We start from the raw sequence: 17,582 nt of genomic DNA, 5'->3' as shown, positions 1-17,582 counted from the left end.
GAACCGGGCGCCGACTATGCGCGTCCGTCAGTTGAGGTGAGCAGCGAGAAATACGCTCCGAAGGAATCCGCCAGGCTCGCGAGCAGTTCCTTCCCCTTTTCCGCGGAGCCCAGCGAAGGGCGTCCGATGACGCCCGAATCGGTATAGCCGGACATACCGAGGGTGAGCAGATGACGCCGGTCGTCCGCGACAAAATCGGAGGTCTCATAACCGGGCCGGAGAAATTCGGGGTGAGCGTGCAGAAGGATGGAGGTCTCGATTTCTCCCGCGTGCATGTCGGTCAGCAGCGAGGTGGCCACCCCCGCCCGCCGCAGGGCCTCCTCCCAGTCCTCCACGGCCGGGAACAGCGCCATTCGCTCGCCGCGGGCGGAGGATTCCTGAACGACGTTGCCCAGTACGTAGTTTCCGCCGTGTCCGTTGACCACCACCAGGGCGTCGACGCCGGAGCGGCGGAGCGAGGCCGCGATGTCCGACACCACCGCATGAAGGGTCACCGAGGAGATGCTGACGGTACCGGCCCAGGCCGCGTGCTCGTGCGAGCAGGAGATCGTCACCGGCGGAAGGAGATGCACCGGGTACGCCGCGGCGATCTCCCGGGCCACGGCACAGGCGACGAGCGTGTCGGTCGCCAGCGGAAGGAACGGACCGTGTTGTTCGAAGCTCCCCACCGGAAGGACGGCGACCTGCGTTGAGACACCCGCCGCCCTGGTCCGTACCTCTTCCGTAGTGTCCGTCGGCACCAGCCCGCCTGCCGCCGTACGCGCGCCCGAACCACTCATTTCTTCACGGCCTTTCGTCTCTGCTTAGGAACCAGATCATGACAGAAAAAATTGGTGTACTCGGCAAGAAGTCCCCGCAGCGCACGGGTGTGGAACGGATCGTGAATGCCCCGCTGCCCACGGTGTACGGGCAATTCCGGGCGGTGGGCTATATGGATCACGACCGCGGGGATGAACAAGTGGCCCTGGTCCACGGCGAGATCGGCACGGACGATGTCCTGACCCGGCTGCATTCCGAGTGCCTGACCGGTGACGCGTTCGGCTCCCAGCACTGCGAGTGCGGCGACCAGCTCGCCTCCGCGCTGAAGGCCGTCGTCGCCGAAGGCAGCGGCATAGTCGTCTACTTGAGGGGCCACGAGGGGCGCGGCATCGGTCTGCTCGCCAAGCTGCGGGCGATGGCGCTGCAGGCGGAGGGCCTGGACACCGTGGAGGCGAACCTCGCGCTCGGGCTGCCGGTGGACGCCCGCGACTACGGTGTCGCCGCCAAGATCCTCCAGGACCTGGGCGTGAACTCGGTGCGGCTGATGTCCAACAACCCGCGCAAGCGTGAGGCGTTGGTACGGCACGGCATCCAAGTCGCCGAGACGGTGCCGCTGCTGATCCCGCCGTGCGAGAGCAACATCACCTACCTGCGCACCAAGCGGGAGCGCCTCGACCACGTCCTGCCGCACCTGGACGCGGTGGCGCACCTGTCCTGAGCACGGGACGGGCGGGGGCCGGCCGTCGGCGAGGTGATCCGCGACCCGTGCCCGGGCCGCGTACCCTTCGTGGACGTCAGCCCCATGAACGCCGGCCGCCCCGCGGCCGGCGTCCGCGCCCCGGAGGCCCACCCCGTATGACAGAGCTCCACCTGTGGCTGCGCCACGAGGTCCGCAGCACCGAACGCCGCACGCCGATCGTGCCGTCCGACGCCCGGCGGCTCGTCGACGGCGGGGTCACGCTGACCGTGGAGGAGTCCCCGCAGCGGATCTTCCCGATCGAGGAGTACGAGGCGGCAGGCTGCGGCGTCGCGCCCGCGGGCTCCTGGGTGTCGGCCCCCGAGGACGCCGTAGTCCTCGGCCTGAAGGAACTCCCGGACGGGCCGGGCGAGCTGACGCACCGGCACATCTTCTTCGGGCACGCCTACAAGCAGCAGCCGGGAGCGGAGGCCCTGCTGCGGCGCTTCGCCGCCGGGGGAGGGACGCTGCTCGACCTGGAGTACCTGGTCGACGACCACGGCCGCCGGCTCGCCGCGTTCGGGTTCTGGGCCGGCTACCTGGGCGCGGCCCTGGCCGTGCTCCAGCAGCGCGGCAGGCTCGTAGCGCCATTGACGCCGACGTCGAAGGAAGAGCTCGACGTCACGCTCCAACCCGCCGCCGGGGACGAGGAGTTCACCGCCCTGGTGATCGGCGCCCTGGGCCGCAGCGGCCGGGGAGCGCGTGTCGCCTTCCACACCGCCGGCATCGAGCCGACCTGCTGGGACCTCGCCGAGACCCGCGACCTGGACCGCCCGGCCCTGCTCGCCCACGACGCGATGGTCAACGCCGTCCTCGCCACCACACCGGTCCCGCCCTTCGTCCGCGAAGAGGACCTCGACGACCCCGCCCGTCGTCTGCGCACCCTCTGCGACGTCACCTGCGACGTCGGCTCGCCCCTCAACGTCCTGCCGGTCTACGACCGCACGACCGACTGGACGGACCCGGTGCGCCGCCTGCGCAAGGAACCCCCACTGGACCTCATCGCGATCGACAACCTGCCGTCCCTGCTGCCGGCCGAGTCCAGCACCGACTTCTCGGCGGCACTGGTGCCGCAGCTGCTGGAGTTCGGTGTCGGCGGCCCGTGGGGGCGCTGTCTCGACCGGTTCCACCAGGCCTGCCGTGAACTCGGCATCGAAGACGGGGAGTTCCGCGATGTCTGACGGCGTCGACAGGGTTTCGGCGAGCGGCACCGTCCACTGGATCGGCGCCGGACTGTCCACGGGCAGCGGTCTGACCCGACTGTGCGAGACCGCCGGACACGTACGGCTGTGGCACCGCACCGAGGAGCGCGCCGCCGACGCCCTCGACCGGCTGGGCCTCACCGGACGCGCCGAGCCCCGCGCCTACACGCTCCCCGCGCTCACCGCCGAACTGGCCCCCGGGGACGTCGTCGTGTCGATGCTGCCCGCACCCGAGCACGCCGGAATCCTGGCCGCCTGTGTCGCGGCCGGCGCCCACTTCGCCTGCTCCAGCTATGTCTCGGACGCCGTGCTCGAGCAGGTGCCGCAGGCCGTCAAGGCCGGCGTGGTCGTTCTCACGGAGGCCGGACTGGACCCCGGCATCGACCACCTCTTCGCCCACAGCCTCGTCGCCCGCGCACGGGCGGCGCTCGGCGACGGCACGGCGGCCTCGTACACCTTCACCTCGTACTGCGGCGGCATCCCCGCCGTCCCGAACGACTTCAGGTACCGCTTCAGCTGGGCACCGGCCGGTGTCCTGGGCGCCCTGCGCTCGCCCGCCCGTTACATCGAGGACAGCGCCGAGACCACCGCGGAGCGGCCCTGGGAGGTCACCCGGCCGCACGTCCTGGACGGCGAGACCTTCGAGGTCTACCCGAACCGCGACAGCGTGCCCTTCGTCGAGCAGTACGGGCTGCCGGCGGCCTGGCAGGCACGGTCCTTCGTGCGCGGCACCCTGCGACTGGAGGGCTGGTTGCAGGCCTGGGACGCCGTGTTCGAGGAGCTCAAGGGCGGCGACGACGCCCGGATCGCCGCCCTGGCCCAGGAGTTGGCGGCCCGCTATCCGACCACGGACGCCGACCGCGACCGCGTCGTCCTCGCCGTCTCGCTGGACGTGCGCGGCGAGGAGGGGCAGAGCTGGTCGGGGAGTTACCTCCTGGACCTGGTGGGTGACGCGGAGGAGAGCGCGATGGCCCGTCTCGTCTCGCGCCCGCTCGCCCTCGGCATCCGGCACATCCTGGACGGCTCCCTGCCGGCGGGCCTGAACCGGGCCGCCGAGACGGCGGCCCGCTCCGAGGAGTGGCTGGGCGAACTGGCCGACGAGGGAGTGGACTTCACCCTGACCGTCGCCCCGTAGCCCTCAGTCCGTGATCGCCTCCTGGACCAGCCGCCTGAGGTCCGGGAACAGCTTGAAGGTCTGCGGCCGCACCTGCGTCATGAACTGGACGGTCAGGTCGCGGCCGGGATCCACCCAGAAGGTCGTCGTCGCCGCCCCGCTCCAGCCGTACGTGCCGAGGCCGGACGGGGCCAGGGTGCGCTCCGGGTCGACGACGACCGAGACGCCGAGGCCGAAGCCGACGCCGTCGTTGCCGGGCTGGTCGTGGGCCGGGCGGCTGCCGAAGGTCCGCAGGTCCACGCCGCCCGGGAGGTGGTTGCGGGTCATCAGGTCCACCGTCTCGGGGGCGAGCAGGCGGACACCGTCGAGTTCGCCGCGGCGGCGCAGCAGCTCCATGAAGCGGTGCACGTCGTGCGCGGAGGCCACCATGCCGCCGCTGCCGGACAGGAAGCGGGGCCGGCCCCGCAGCGGCAGCCCGGGGACCGGCTGGATGCGGCCGTCGTCCTTCTCGCCGTACAACTCCGAGAGTCTGGGCGCCTGTTCGTCCGTGATGCAGAAGCCGGCGTCGGTCATGCCGAGCGGGCCGAGTATCCGCTCGGCGAAGAACGCGTCGAGCGGCTGCCCGGACACGACCTCGATCACCCGGCCGAGCACATTGGTGGCCACCGAGTAGTTCCACTGTGTGCCCGGTTCGAACTGCAGCGGCAGGCTCGCGTACACGTCGACCGTCTCGGCAAGGTTCGAGCCCGGCAGTACCGCCGACTCCAGGCCGGCCTCGCGGTAGAGGGCGTCGACGGGGTGGGAGTGGTAGAAGGCGAAGGTCAGGCCCGCGGTGTGGGTCAACAGGTGCCGGATCAGGAGGGGTTGGACAGCCGGGCGGGTCCTGATCCCGGCGCCGGAGCCGCTCTCGTACACCTGCGGGTCGGCGAAGGCCGGCAGATGGGCGGCGACCGGGTCGTCCAGCGACAGCCGGCCCTCCTCGACCAGCATCAGTGCGGCGACCGAGGTGACGGGTTTGGTCATGGAGTAGATCCGCCACAGGGTGTCGGCCTCGACGGGCTGCCCGGCCGCGACGTCCCGCATGCCGTGCGTGGTGAGGTGGGCGACGCGTCCGCCGCGGGCCACGGCCACCAGGAAGCCCGGCAGGCGTCCCTCGTCGACGTAGTGGGCGTAGTGCTGGTCGAGGCGGTCCAGCGCCTTCACGTCCAGCCCGGCCTCGCCCGGGTCGACCTCTTGTCGCAGCTGTGCCATCGCTCTCCTCCGAATGCGCTCGTCGAGGTGCGGTCCGGCAAATACCCCGCCACACCGGCCTCAGACCTCATCGTCGCTCAGGAACCCGTTCGAGGTCCCCCGCTCGACCAGGATTGATCGTTGCGGCGGAACGTTTCGGCAGTGCGCGGCCCGCCACCGCCCCGACCGCGGCCACGGCGGCGAGGACGAGCAGCGGCAGCCCGTGCCCGTGGCCCAGCCCCAGAAGTGCGGTCGCGGCGGCCACGCCCAGCACCGGCCCGACGTTCAGCGCGGTCTGCTGCAGCCCGCCCGCCACCCCCGCCGACTCCACGGCGGCCTGCCGTACGACGACATGCGTCGCCGCCACCATCACCGTGCCGAAACCGGCCCCCAGCAGCGCGAACCCGGTGCACAGCGCGAGCGTGCCCGAGGCCCGGGCGAGCAGCAGGATCCCGGCGGCGAGGACGCCCATCGCCACCACGGTCGTACGGCGGGCCCCGGCCCGGCGCAGCAGCAGTGCGCACACCGGCGCGGCGGTGATCATCAGCGCCGCCAGCGGCAGGCTGAGCAGGGCCATGCGCAGTGGATCGAGGCCGAGCGTGTCCTGCAGCAGGAAGGTGGCGACGAACAGGGTGCCGTGCAGGGCCGCCGACGCGGCCACCAGCATGCCGAGCGCCGAGCCCACGGCCGCCGAGCCGACGACGTCCGACGGCACCAGCGGGCTCGCGGTACGCCGCTCGTGCCGTACGAAGGCGACACCTGCGACGGCCACCACCGCCAGGCCGGCCGTGCTCGCCGCCGTCCATCCGCTGTCGGGCAGCGCCACGAGGGTGTGGACCAGGCAGGCGAGGGTCACGGCGAGGAGGAGCGCGCCGGGCAGGTCGAGGCGGGCGGGGGAGGGCTGCCGGGGGACGTCGCGCGCGGTGAGGGCGAGAACGCCGAAGACGAGCGCCGGTACGACGTTGAGGAAGAAGACGGCCCGCCAGCCCGGCCCGGACACCAGCGCCCCGCCCAGCACCGGCCCGGCCGCGGCCGCCACCCCGATCGCACTCGTCCGCACGGCGATCGGCATCCGCAGCCGGTCCGGCGGGAACGCCGCCCGCAGCATCCCGAGCGTGGCCGGCTGCAACAACGCCCCGAACACCCCCTGGACGACCCGCAGTCCGATCACCCAGCCGATATCGGGCGCGAGCCCGATGCCCGCCGACGCGGCCCCGAAGCCCAACATGCCGACGCCGAAGACCCGTTGATGCCCGAACCGGTCGCCGAGCCGCCCGGAGAACACCAACAGGCCCGCCACCGCGATGAGATAGCCGGTGCTGGTCCACTGGACCTGTGCGAAGGAGGCGCCCAGGTCCCGTTGCAGGGTGGGCTGCGCGACGGTGAGGACCGTGCCGTCCAGCGCGACGATCACGGCACCGACCACGCTGCTCGCCAGCGTCAGGGCACGGTGGCGGTTCATGCGCCGTCCCCCAGGTGCGCGTCGAGGGCCGACCGCAGCAGGGGTACGAAGTCGTCGGCGCCCGTGGCGAGTTGGAGACTGCCCCAGCCCCACAGCTGGGCGATGCCGTGCAGGTTCGCCCACAGCGCGCCCGCGACGAGCCGGGCATCGACGTCGGGCCGGATCCGGCCGACCAGCTCCACCAGGCGGCCGAACAGCGGCAGACTGGTGTCCCGCAGTCCCAAGTGGCCGCTCTCCAGCAGGTCGTGACGGAACATCAGCTCGTACATGCCGCGGTTGGTGAGGGCGAAGTCCAGGTAGACGCGCGCCAGTGCCTCCACCTGTTCTCGCGGGTCCGCCGTCCCGTCCCCGGCCGTCGCCGTCGTGTGTGCGGCCAGGTCGGTGAAGCCGCGCCGGGCGATGGCGGACAGCAGCTCGAGATGGGTGGGGAAGTGGCGGCGGGGCGCCCCGTGCGAGACGCCCGCCCGGCGTGCGATCTCCCGCAGGGTCAGTGCCTGGACCCCCTCCCGGGCGACCAGCTCCACGCCGACCTCGACCAGCCGGTCCCGTAGACCTCTCTCCGACGCATCCATGGTCATAGACACTGTCTACCAGTCTCCGTAGACAGTGTCTACTCGGCTGCGGAGAGTCGCAGGGTGCGGGAATGCGGAGATCGCCCCGATGAGTTGAACCGGATATGACCCAGGACACACTGCTCGAACTGCTCTCCGAGGACCGCAGCGGGGTGCTGGTCACCCTCAAACGCGACGGCCGGCCCCAGCTGTCGAACGTCAGCCACCACTACTACCCGGACGAGGGCGTCGTCCGGATCTCCGTCACGGACGACCGGGCCAAGACCCGTAACCTGCGCCGCGACCCGAGGGCCTCGTATCACGTGTCGACCCCCGACCGCCGGGCCTACACGGTCGTCGAGGGCACCGCCGAGCTCACGCCCGTCGCGAAGGACCAGCACGACGACACGGTCGAGGAACTGATCCGCCTCTACCGCGACGTCCTGGGCGAACACCCCGACTGGGACGACTACCGCGCCGCGATGGTCCGCGACCGCCGCCTGGTCGTACGGCTGAAGGTGGACCGGGCGTACGGGATTCCCAAGGGGGCCAACCGCGGGTGAATCACTGATTGACGCACTGTCACCTTCCCGTCCGGTCGTGCACCGCTGCCACAAGTGATCGAGTTGCCTTGCTCGGGGAATCTTGAAGAATTGCTGAGAGAGGCATCTCGCGCCGCATCCCGAATTCGGGTGAGGAACTCGTTCACGAGGGCGTGCCGTCATGGCAGACGAGCAGCAGGCGGGCCAGGTCGATGGGCTGGGTCTCGCGGAGATGGTTGCCGCACTGCGCAGTGAGCTGCAGGTCGCACAGCGCAGCGCTGAGCGAGAAGAACTGCGGTTCGGTATCGCCGACGTCGAAGTGGAAGCCACCGTCCAGATCACCCGGAGCGCCGCGGGCAAGGCAGGTGTGCAGTTCTGGGTGGTTCAGGCGGGCGGCGAGCTCGCGCGTGGCAATGCCACGACTCACCGGATAAAACTGAGTCTCACCGTGCCCCCGTCCACTCTCATCGCTGACGAGGGAGACGGGGCGCAATGACCGGACTGGACGCCGAGCGCCTGGTGTCGCTTTCCGTCGACGGAAAGCGGGGCTCGGGATATCTGCTGGCTCCCGACACCGTCCTCACGGCCGGTCACTGTGTCGGCTCGAAGGGCTCTGATGTCGCGGTCCGCAAATACACCCGCTGCAAAAGGAGTTACGCACTCTCGGACGAGCAGCGAACCTTCCGGGTCGAGGTCAAGGGAAACGGTGGGCTCGATTTCGCGCTTCTGAAATCCACCGAGGACGACCCGTTCGGGACGGGGCAGGACCGGCGGAGCGACGAAGTGCGGTTGGGGCGCCTGGTCGGCGAGGAGGCCGTTTTGGCGCAGGCGCTGGGCTTTCCCAGGTCGGGGGTGGAGCAAGCCGGCCCGAGGCGGTGGGTGAACGTCGAGGACGTCAGGGGATCCGTGCTGCCGCTCACGGGATCGCGGCGCGAAGCGAGACGGCTGAACTTCCAGATCCGGACGGGAACTTCACCCGTCGTCCAGGGCTCGTCCCTGTGGAGCGGCATGTCGGGTGCGGCTCTGTTCAGCGGGGAACACCTGGTGGGTGTGATCACCGAGGACCGCGCCACGATCCAGGGCCGGCTGATGGCGCTGCCGGTCGACGCGATCTGCGGCGAGGACGGCGTCGTGGAGGCGGACGATCTCCTGCTGAGGGGGAATGGGGAGCAGGCCCCGGCGCGGGTCTCCCTGGACCCGGTATGGGCGGGCGGCGAAATCCTGGCCTCCGCGTACAGCCCGCTGCCCCCGCGCGAACAGTGGTCCGAGGGGGACCTGCTCGAGTCCCGCCACGGCGTCGTGCCTTTCCGCGGCCGTGCCGAGCAACTGGACGCGCTGGTCGACTGGTGCGAACGGGGTGCCGGACAGCGCCTTCGGCTGCTCACCGGCGGCGGCACCGTCGGAAAGTCCCGTCTCGCCCGCGAGTTGTGCCGCACGATGTCCGGGAGGGGCTGGGTCGCCGGGGTCGTCGACCCGCTGCACGTGGAGTTCGCAGGTGTCTGCGCCCTGACGGAGAGACGCCTGCTGATCGTCGACGACGCCGATGCCCACGCCGGTCAGCTGGACGTCCTCCTCACCGAGGCGGCCTGCCATCACCCCCATCACCCGTTGCGGGTCCTGGCCGTCGCCCAGAGCAGCGGACCGTGGTGGCAGGCGATCAGACGGCGGTACGAGTCTTTGGTCGACGAGGACGATCCCCCGCCGCTTCCGCCACTGCACGAGGCCGACCGCGAAGACGCCTACCGTGCGGCGTTCGCCGCTTTCAGGACCTGGTACGAGCAGAGCGACGAGACCGCCCCCGTGGCGGAGCAGGGTGACGCCCCGCCGAACGGTGAGGCCGGGGCGGACGGGGTGCCGGCTGCCGAACCGGGCGTGCCCGGCCTCGAAGGGCCCGACTTCGGCAGCTACTTGCTCATACTGATCCAGGCGCTGGTGGACGCACGCACCGGTTTCGGCAAGATGCCCTCCACCGCGGCCGGCCCGCCTTCGCGGTCACGCGCCAACGCGTTGCTGGACTACGCCATCGACGTGGAACGCCAAAGGTGGCAGGCGTCCGCGATGAGGCAGAAACTTCCGCACGACCCGGTTCTGCTCGAGCGGATCGTCGCCGTGTGCAGCCTGGCCGTGGCCGACGGGGAGACGGACGGGGAGCGGGAGACCGAGGCGGCGCGTCGGCTCCGGCTCGTTCCCGACCTCGCGGATGAACCGGAGTGGCTCACGCGCGCGTTCGCCCGCTGGCAGCACGCGGAGTTCACCGGTGACGGCTACCTGCGGTCGCTGGAACCGCTCAGGCTCGCCGAGCGGCTCGGTGCCCAAGTGATCGTGACGTTCCCGGAGTTGGCGGGGAAGCTGCTCGATGTGGGGGCCGGCGGACCGGGGATACCGAAGGACCCGGCCGACCAGGCCCGCCAGATACTCAACGTGCTCCACGTCCTGCAGCTCACCGCGGGCTCCGAGGCCGGCCGATGCGCCGACCCGAACGCAACCGGGCACGGCATCGAGGATCCGGTCGCGAACGGCATGAGCGAGCCGTCGGCCCAACAGCAGGCCCGAGCGGCGCTGGAGCGGGCACTGCGGAACCACGCCGGCCCGGTCGTCAGGCTGGTCAAGCAGGTCGCCGTCACCGAGCAGGACCGGTTCGCGAGCGCCATCGGGACGTCGCTGGCAGCCACGCTCAACTCCACGCTGCACAAGGAGTCGGCGCAGGAGGTCGCCGCCCAGGTCCTGCGCGAGTTCGACGTGCCCTGCCCCGATGCGCTGCTGGAGCTGGCCACGGCCGTCGCGGAACACGCGGTGCAGTACCACCGGCGGACCGACGGGCCGCCCACCCGGGACAACCGAAGGGAACTGGCTCAGGCACTGCAACGCTGGTCGCTGTACCTGGCCAGCTCCGGACTGCGCATCCGGGCGCACGAGGCCGCCGGGCAGGCGGTCGACACCTACCACGCGCTGCAGCAGCTCAGCCCGTCCGACGAGCACGAGTTCTGCCTCGCCGAGGCGCTCAAGGACCTGGCGGACCGGCTCGTCGACGTCGGGCGGTTCGAGCATGCGGACGGCTGCGCCGGTGACGCCATCCGGCGCCTGGAGGCGCTGTACCGGCGCGACCCCACCCGCAGGCACGCCTTCGGCCTGGTGAAGGCCCTGTGCACGCAGGCCACGGCGGCCCACCGCATCGGCCGCCAGCGCGAAGCGCTGCAAGCGGCCAACGAGGCATGCGACCTGATCGAGCAGTTGCCGGCAGCGGGTGAGGGCGACGAGCACGAGCCGCACGAGATCCAGAGCATGAAGGCGTTCGCCCTGCGCGGTCTCGCCTGGCAACTCGGCGCGAGCGGACACGTCGATCAGGCGGTGGCGAAGGCCACCGAGAGCGTCGAGACGTACGAGGTCCTGCGCCGAAGGTGCCCCGGCCTCTGGCGGCGGGACATCGCCGAAGCCCTGTCGGTGCTGGGCGTCCAGCACGGTGCCCAGGGGGACTGGGACCTGTGCATCGCCCGGCACAGCGAGGCCGTGGACGGTCACTACAACGCCCTGGAACGGGAGTATCGCGAAGCCGTACGGCCGCAACACGCCCTCGCGCTGGGCCGGTTGGCGGACGCCTACCTGGGCAGGGCGCATTCCCGGCCGTCGCAGGAGCGGCACGAGGACCTGCAGCGGGCGCTGCGTCACGCCGAGGAGGCGCTGGAACAGTACGAGAGGATGCGCCCGGAGGACAGATGGGCCAATCGTGTCCATGAGGCGTGGACGAGCTGCCTGGAGGCAGAAGTCCTGCTCGCGCTCGGTGCCGTGGACCGGCAGCACCGCGTCACGGCCACCACACGACAGAGTTCGGGGCGGGCCGAGGCCGCTGCCCGGCGGGCGCTGTCGCTGTACGACGAGATCGATGTGCGCGCCTGGCAACTCAGGTTCGCCCGAGCCCATGCCCAAGCGGTCCTTGCCACCTCGTACGGGGGCCGCGGCCGCCCCCGGGGCAAGGTCCTGCGTGCGCACGAACAGGCCAAGCACGCGTTCGCCCGGCTCGACGCCGAGGAGCCGGGGCGGGCCGAGGACGAGATGCGCAGGATCGAGGAGACGATCCAGAGCCTCAAACAGACGGGCCCGCCCGTGGAACCCCGTGCGCAGGCTGCGGTGAACCGGTCGGGCAAGCGGCGTAGGCGGCATCGGCCAGGGCCCCGCCTCCGGAGCCGTCATGCTGCGCATGTGCGTCGGAGGCACCGGTAGCAAGGACGCCCCCGCGCGCCCGGGACCTGGGCGTTCGCCGGCGGTGACGACGGCCTTCGGGGATCCGCCGTGTACGTGCGCGGGCGCACCGGGCTCCACATCCCAAAGCCGTGCGCAGGCACCGGCACCGCAGGGATCCGCAACAGGCGCGGCCACGGTGTCGCATGCCGCAGCCCGGCGCCGAGAGGACGGTGATCCGACATGGGAGCGACCGACAGGTTCCGTGAGGAGCGGGAGCGCCAGATCACGGCGGCCGCCGCACGATACGAAGAGACCAGTGACCAACGGCAGGAGGTCGAGCGCAAGCAGGACGACGGGGTCAGCTTCCCGGATTCGCCGGAGGCACTCGCGGCGCGCGCGACCCGTCTGCTCGACCGGCAGGCTGTGCCCGCTGCCCTGGCGGTGGAGGCCATCCGGGCGGAGCCGCTGGCCGCGTCCGCCGCGTACGAGCGCATCCTCGGCGTGTCCAAGGATCTGCAGGCATGGAGCTTCCTGCCGCGCGGCGCCCGGGCGGCCCGCACCGTCGCCCGGATCTCGGTGCGGGAGAACGGCCGCGAACTGCCGCTGGGCACCGGTTTCCTCGTGTCGCCGAGCCTGCTGATGACCAACCACCACGTGCTCACCGACGCGGACGCCGCCCGGCAGTGCTTCGTCGAGTTCGAGGCCCAGGTCACCGTCGACAACACACCGCAGACGCCGACGCGACTGGAAATCGACCCCGACGGGTTCTTCCTGGCGGACGAGCGCCTCGACTTCGCCCTGGTGCAGGTCGCCCCCGGACCGGAGCGGCGGCCTCCGGGGGAGGCGTTCGGCTGGAACCGGCTCAGCGCCCAGCCGGGGAAGCTGGTGATCGGCGAGCCGGTCAACGTCATCGGCCACCCGATGGGACGCCTCAAGGAGATCGCCCTGCGCGACAACAGGCTCCTGGTACGCCTCGACGACTTCCTGCACTACTTGACCGACACCGAGCCCGGCAACTCCGGATCCCCGGTCTTCAACGACCAGTGGGAGGTCGTCGCGCTCCACCACAGCGGTGTGCCCAGGAAGGACGACCAGGGCCGCGTCCTGCGCCGTGACGGACAGGTCTGGCGCCCCGGTGACGGCGACGACGCCATCGACTGGGTGGCCAACGAGGGCGTACGCATCAGCTCCATCCTGAAACACCTCGCCGCACTGCCGCTTGCCGTCCGGCAGCGGGCACTGCTGGCCGAGATGGGCCCGGAGTCCGGACTGCAGGCCGTCCAGACCGCCACTGCCGGCCCTGTCACGGCTCCCGTTCCCGTCGTCGCCGCGCCGGGTCCGGCCATCGAGCGGACCACGGCACACACCGGACTGCGAGGCCGGGACGGCGCGTTCGGCGGCAACCGGCATCTGGTCTTCGTGCACGGCCGCTCCCAGGAAGGCAAGGACCCCGAGAAGCTGCGCCGTGAATGGGCGGCCGGACTCAACCAGGGACTCGTCCGCGCCGGGCTCGCTCCGGTCGACCCGGCGAACATCTGGTTCCCCTACTACGGCGACCGGCTGGCAGCGGCCCTCACCGCACACGAGGCGGTCCCGCGCATGGTCGAGGCAACGGCCGCCACGGTGGCGGACGCAGTCGCGCCCGTCTCGCCGAGCGCTCGCGCGGTGTACGAGGAGATCATCAACGAGGCGGCAGACAAGTGGGACGTGCCGCAGGAGAGGCAACTGGCCACCGAGCGGTTCGGCTGGGGCGACGTGGTCGGCGCCCTGCAGCGGCAGCTGAGCTGGCTGGCCGCCAGGAGCGACCTGGACGAGTGGGCCATCGCCCTGATCTTCCGTGACGTGGCCGCGTACCTCGACAAAGGGGCCATCCGGGACGAGATCCTGGACTGCGTGCTCGAAACCGTCCCGGACCAGGGAGAAGTGGTCCTGGTCAGCCACAGCCTCGGCACGGTGGTGGGCATGGACCTCATCACAAGGCTGTCTCCGGGAGTGAGCCGCGTACACCTGACCACCGCGGGGAGCCCGCTCGGCATGGACAGCGTGTACAGCAGGCTGCTGGTCGGAAGGCCGAAGCGTCCGGACACGGTGGCCGACTGGCTCAACGCGTGGTGCCCGACCGACGCGGTGGCCATCGGATGCCCGCTCGGCGACGACTGGGCGGACGGAGTGAACGACCTCGCCGTCGTCAATGCCCGCGATCGCGCGCACAGCATCGTCGAATACCTCTCCCACGCCGAGGTCGCACGGTCGATCGGCGGCCACCTGGTCGGCTGAGCGCCCTCTCCTGCAATCGGGAAACCCCGGTCCGCGCGCCCCGGCCGCCCCTGAATCCGGCCGGAGCGCGCGGCGTCCCCCATGGTTACCGCAGAGCGCGCAGGGCCTCAACAGCGCCTTTCGCGCTGAGGTTCACGAAGGCCGGAGTGACGGTGAGCGGGGTGGCGTACGCCTTGAGGGTCTTGGGGCCCTTGATCGTCGTACCGTGACTGACGTCGTACCACTTGCCGGGCGGCAGATGGATGTCCCGGTCCGGGGCCGACGTCAGGTTCGGGGCCGCGAGGACCGCCGGGCCGAGGAGCCACTCGTCGGCGACGGTGTAACTCGCCCTGTCCTGCGGGAAGTCGAAGAACAGCGGCCGGACGATCGGGTCGCCGGTCCTGAGTGCGTTCTGCACCTGGTCCCAGATGTACGGCGCGAGCCGCTCGTGGCGGGCGATCGCCTCGCGGTACAGGTCGACGGTCTGCTGGTCGTAGTCCACCTTCTGGCCCGTCGTCCAGTCCGTGGTCTCCACGGGCGAGGTGGAGGCGTACATCAGCGGCATGTACGACGCCGACTGAGCCCAGCGGACCAGGACCTCCTTGGTGGGTGCGGGCTGCCCGCTGGAGCCGCCGATCATGTCGGTCTCGACGAACGGGTAACCGATCGTGGACAGGGCGAGGTTCTGGGAGACGGACGCCTGCAGGGAGTTCCAGCCGGTCCCCTTGTCGATCTGGCGGATGACGAAGCCGGACTCGTGTGCGGCCTTGCCCCAGTGGACGCGGATGCCGGCGCCCTGGAGGTCGTAGGCGTCGGCGAGTTCGGAGCCCAGGCGCTGGTAGTCGGTGCGGGTGTTGCCGTCGCGGCCGGCGCAGTGGTCGTCGAAGAAGCGGGTGTCGAACTTCAGGCCGTCGACGTCGTAGGTGTCCATCAACTTCTTCAGGTTGCCCTGGTACCAGGCCTTCGCCTCGGGGTTGGCGAGGTCGACGATGCCGGCGGTGCCGTTCCACCAGGTGACCGTGCAGGGCTTGGTGGGGTCGGCGGCGTCGTGCAGCAGGTAGTCGTGGTCGGCCGCGTACTGGTAGTTGGCCGAGTCGAGGTTGATCCAGAGGGTGACCCAGAGGCCGAAGTCGTAGCCCAGGGCGTGGATCCGGTCCGACATCGCCTTCGGGTCGGGATACGCCTTCGGGTCGAAGGTCATGTTCCCGTAATTCGACTCCCACTTGTCGTCGAGCTGGATGGTGTGACCGTCAAGTCCGTTGTCGTGCAGCTTGGTTGCGTAGTCCAGGAGCCTCTCTTGGTCGACGTTCGTGTAGAACTGCGCCCAGGAGTTCCACAGCGGCTTCTTGTACTGCTCGTACGTCGCGTCGCTCTGGCGCGGCTTGCCGACGATGCCGATGTAGTCGCGGTAGACGGCGCGGGGCGTCGACTCGACGAACACCGTGGCCTTGTACGTGCCCCCGGACTCGACCGTGAAGTGCCCGAGCCCGTCCCCGCCGCCGTTGAGGGACACGTCCATCGTGTCGCCCGTGTCGACGTACAGCCCGGCCGAACTCTCCGTGTACCAGAAGGGATCCACCATCTGGTACGAGGCCGCGCTGAAGTCCTCCTGCTCGACCCGCCCGGCGTCCAGCGGCCAGGGCTGGTCGGTGTACGGGCCGCCGGCGGGGGTGCTGGTCTCGCCGTGGCCGTACCAGTGGCCGGAGGCGGAGAGGTCGTAGGCGAGGTCGAGGGAGGTGGCCTGAACTCCCTTGACGTTCCAGGTGAGTTGATAGCGGTCCGCAGTCGGGGTCAGGCGGGCCTCGACGCGGGTTCCGGCGAGGGTCGTGTCCGCGGTCAGGGTGAGGACGCCGCCGCGCCGGCTCCAGCCGGTGAGCGTGGTGGCGTGCTGCCAGGTGCCGCCGGACCGGAAGCGCAGGGCGTCGGCCCCGGTGGCGAGGACCGTGTGGCCCGATCTTCTTGTGATGAGGGCGAGTTGACCGCTCGTCGGCACGGAGACCGAGTAGCCGGGGGAGTCGTGCCCGGGCGGCACGTCGAGGGTGACGGCACCGGCGCTCTGCGAGACGCGCGGCCCCTGCGCGGTGGAACCGTGGGCCGCCGTCGAGGGGAGGAAGGTCACCGTCAGGGCGGCGGCGAGGAGACAGCCGAATTTGCGGGAAAAGATGCGCACCACTCATGTCCTTCTGCGTAAGACGGGAGAGCCATGGGGTTGCCGTGCCGCAGCGGTGTTCTTTTCTGCTCGTTTCGGCCGATGTTCTTGCTGAAAACGTCATCTGTCAACGGGGGAGGGGTGGTTGACGGGGGCCTAGGTCCCGGGGCGCAGGGCGGACGACCGATGGTCCGGCGATCACGGACTGCCTAGGCTGCGGGAGAAGACTCCGCAGCTCAGGAAGAGGTCACGATGCCCGTGAACGGCCGTAGCCACATCCGCCTCGCCCGCCCGTCCAGGGACCTCGCCGCCGCCGAGCGGTTCTGGGCGCGGGGGCTCGGGTTGAGCGTGGTGTGGCGGACCGAGGGCGGGTCCGAACCCGGCGAGCACGACCTCCTCATGCTCGGCTGGCCGGACGCCGGCTGGCACCTCGAACTCGTGCACGAGCCCGACCACCCCGTCGAGCCCCGCCCCACCGAGGAGGACCTGCTCGTCGTCTACGTCGACGGGCCGGTACCGGAGGACCTGGTCGCCCGCCTGGAGGAGCACGGCGGCAAGCGGGTGCCCTCGCCCAACCCCTACTGGAACCGCTGGGGCGTCACGGTCGAGGACCCGGACGGGTACCGGCTCGTCCTGTGCGAGCGGGGTTGGTCCAACTCCTGACACGGTTCCGGCGGCGGCCCGGCCGTCAGTGACGCGCAGTCTGCCCGACGACGACTCGGCGGACGACGGCGCCTGGCTCTGCGATCCCGACGGTGTCGGCCCCCGGCTGTCCATCCTGAAGGTCCCTGAACCCAAGACGGTGAAGAACCGGCTCCACATCGACGTCCGTGTGTCCGGACACGGCAGCCCCGACGAGCGCTGGGCGCGCATCCGGGCGGAGTCCGAGCGCCTGGTGAAGGCGGGCGGGAACGTTCTGGAGGAGTTCGACGGGCACCACGTCGTGATGGCCGACCCCGAGGGCAACGAGTTCTGTGTGGCCGCGGCCTCCGCCTGACGCGCCGCGTGCCGCTCTTGCCGTGGGCCCGGTCGCGCGCCTAGCCTCCGCGCGTGATCAATGGTGCACATGTGGTGATCTACAGCCGCGACGCCGAGGCGGACCGCGCCTTCCTGCGGGACGTCCTCGGCTGGACGCACGTCGACGCCGGCCACGGCTGGCTCATCTTCAAGGCGCCGCCCACGGAGGTCGCCTTCCATCCGACCGACGGTGAGGCGTCGCACGAGCTGATGCTGATGTGCGACGACCTCGACGGGACCATCGCCGAACTCGCCGGAAAGGGCGTGGAGTTCACCGGCGAAGTGCAGGAGGCACGCTGGGGCCGGATGACCGCCTTCCGGCTCCCGGGCGGCGGCGAGGTCGGCCTCTACGAGCCGCGCCATCCGACAGCGCACACCTGACGTC

14 protein-coding genes and 2 pseudogenes are annotated in these 17,582 nt (G+C 70.9%); 11 read left to right on the top strand and 5 right to left on the bottom strand.

The window, feature by feature from the left end; all coding sequences use genetic code 11:
* Positions 1–14: 14 nt before the first annotated feature.
* Positions 15–779, bottom strand: coding sequence for a creatininase family protein (locus ACFY1L_RS03510; protein ID WP_388817480.1), 765 nt, complete (start codon positions 777–779; stop codon positions 15–17).
* A gap of 38 nt (positions 780–817) precedes the next feature.
* Between ACFY1L_RS03510 and ribA the strand changes: the two genes are divergently transcribed.
* The 4 genes and pseudogenes from ribA (at position 818) to ACFY1L_RS03490 (ending at position 3,832) form a co-directional block, all read left to right on the top strand.
* Positions 818–1,477, top strand: coding sequence for a GTP cyclohydrolase II (ribA, locus tag ACFY1L_RS03505; protein ID WP_388817477.1), 660 nt, complete (start codon positions 818–820; stop codon positions 1,475–1,477).
* Positions 1,478–1,489: 12 nt separating this feature from the next.
* Positions 1,490–1,618, top strand: a pseudogene (locus ACFY1L_RS03500) (sarcosine oxidase subunit beta); the annotation flags it as partial.
* Positions 1,615–2,676, top strand: a complete 1,062-nt coding sequence (locus ACFY1L_RS03495) for a saccharopine dehydrogenase (RefSeq protein ID WP_388817475.1) — start codon at positions 1,615–1,617, stop codon at positions 2,674–2,676. The pseudogene ACFY1L_RS03500 and the gene ACFY1L_RS03495, both read left to right, overlap by 4 nt.
* Positions 2,669–3,832, top strand: a complete 1,164-nt coding sequence (locus tag ACFY1L_RS03490; RefSeq protein ID WP_388817472.1) for a saccharopine dehydrogenase family protein — start codon at positions 2,669–2,671, stop codon at positions 3,830–3,832. The genes ACFY1L_RS03495 and ACFY1L_RS03490 overlap by 8 nt, the downstream gene beginning before the upstream one ends.
* 3 nt (positions 3,833–3,835) lie before the next feature.
* Here ACFY1L_RS03490 and ACFY1L_RS03485 read toward each other — a convergent pair whose 3' ends face one another.
* From ACFY1L_RS03485 to ACFY1L_RS03475, 3 genes are all read right to left on the bottom strand, one after another.
* Positions 3,836–5,062: a serine hydrolase domain-containing protein gene (locus ACFY1L_RS03485; RefSeq protein WP_388817469.1), complete on the bottom strand. Its 1,227-nt coding sequence runs from the start codon at positions 5,060–5,062 to the stop codon at positions 3,836–3,838.
* Between the two features lie 67 nt (positions 5,063–5,129).
* A complete protein-coding gene (locus ACFY1L_RS03480) occupies positions 5,130–6,503 on the bottom strand; it encodes an MFS transporter (protein WP_388817466.1) in 1,374 nt (457 codons plus the stop codon).
* A complete protein-coding gene (locus ACFY1L_RS03475) occupies positions 6,500–7,075 on the bottom strand; it encodes a TetR/AcrR family transcriptional regulator (RefSeq protein ID WP_388818916.1) in 576 nt (191 codons plus the stop codon). The genes ACFY1L_RS03480 and ACFY1L_RS03475 overlap by 4 nt, the downstream gene beginning before the upstream one ends.
* 104 nt (positions 7,076–7,179) lie before the next feature.
* Between ACFY1L_RS03475 and ACFY1L_RS03470 the strand changes: the two genes are divergently transcribed.
* The 4 genes from ACFY1L_RS03470 to ACFY1L_RS03455 all read left to right on the top strand — a co-directional run bounded on the left by ACFY1L_RS03470 (position 7,180) and on the right by ACFY1L_RS03455 (position 14,052).
* Positions 7,180–7,617 (top strand): PPOX class F420-dependent oxidoreductase, encoded by a 438-nt coding sequence (locus ACFY1L_RS03470; protein ID WP_388817463.1) that lies wholly within the window; start codon positions 7,180–7,182, stop codon positions 7,615–7,617.
* A gap of 160 nt (positions 7,618–7,777) precedes the next feature.
* Entirely contained in the window at positions 7,778–8,092 is a 315-nt protein-coding gene (locus ACFY1L_RS03465) for a trypco2 family protein (RefSeq protein ID WP_388817460.1), read from the top strand.
* Positions 8,089–11,814, top strand: a complete 3,726-nt coding sequence (locus tag ACFY1L_RS03460) for a trypsin-like peptidase domain-containing protein (RefSeq protein ID WP_388817457.1) — start codon at positions 8,089–8,091, stop codon at positions 11,812–11,814. The genes ACFY1L_RS03465 and ACFY1L_RS03460 overlap by 4 nt, the downstream gene beginning before the upstream one ends.
* A gap of 201 nt (positions 11,815–12,015) precedes the next feature.
* Positions 12,016–14,052 carry a trypsin-like serine peptidase gene (locus tag ACFY1L_RS03455; protein ID WP_388817454.1) on the top strand — a complete coding sequence of 679 codons (2,037 nt, stop codon included), beginning with the start codon at positions 12,016–12,018 and terminating at the stop codon, positions 14,050–14,052.
* 85 nt (positions 14,053–14,137) lie between these two features.
* Here the strand turns inward: ACFY1L_RS03455 and ACFY1L_RS03450 are convergent, their stop codons facing one another.
* Positions 14,138–16,201 (bottom strand): glycoside hydrolase family 31 protein, encoded by a 2,064-nt coding sequence (locus tag ACFY1L_RS03450; protein WP_388817451.1) that lies wholly within the window; start codon positions 16,199–16,201, stop codon positions 14,138–14,140.
* A gap of 231 nt (positions 16,202–16,432) precedes the next feature.
* Between ACFY1L_RS03450 and ACFY1L_RS03445 the strand changes: the two genes are divergently transcribed.
* From ACFY1L_RS03445 to ACFY1L_RS03435, 3 genes and pseudogenes are all read left to right on the top strand, one after another.
* Positions 16,433–16,843: a VOC family protein gene (locus tag ACFY1L_RS03445; protein WP_388817448.1), complete on the top strand. Its 411-nt coding sequence runs from the start codon at positions 16,433–16,435 to the stop codon at positions 16,841–16,843.
* 40 nt (positions 16,844–16,883) lie between these two features.
* Positions 16,884–17,177, top strand: a pseudogene (locus ACFY1L_RS03440) (VOC family protein); the annotation flags it as partial.
* Between the two features lie 53 nt (positions 17,178–17,230).
* Positions 17,231–17,578, top strand: a complete 348-nt coding sequence (locus tag ACFY1L_RS03435; RefSeq protein ID WP_388817445.1) for a VOC family protein — start codon at positions 17,231–17,233, stop codon at positions 17,576–17,578.
* Positions 17,579–17,582: the final 4 nt, after the last annotated feature.

Source organism: Streptomyces sp. NPDC001663 (genome assembly GCF_042893105.1).
Classification (GTDB): domain Bacteria; phylum Actinomycetota; class Actinomycetes; order Streptomycetales; family Streptomycetaceae; genus Streptomyces.
The sequence above is the reverse complement of the archived record's forward strand: the minus strand, read 5'-3'. Positions and strand labels throughout refer to the sequence as shown.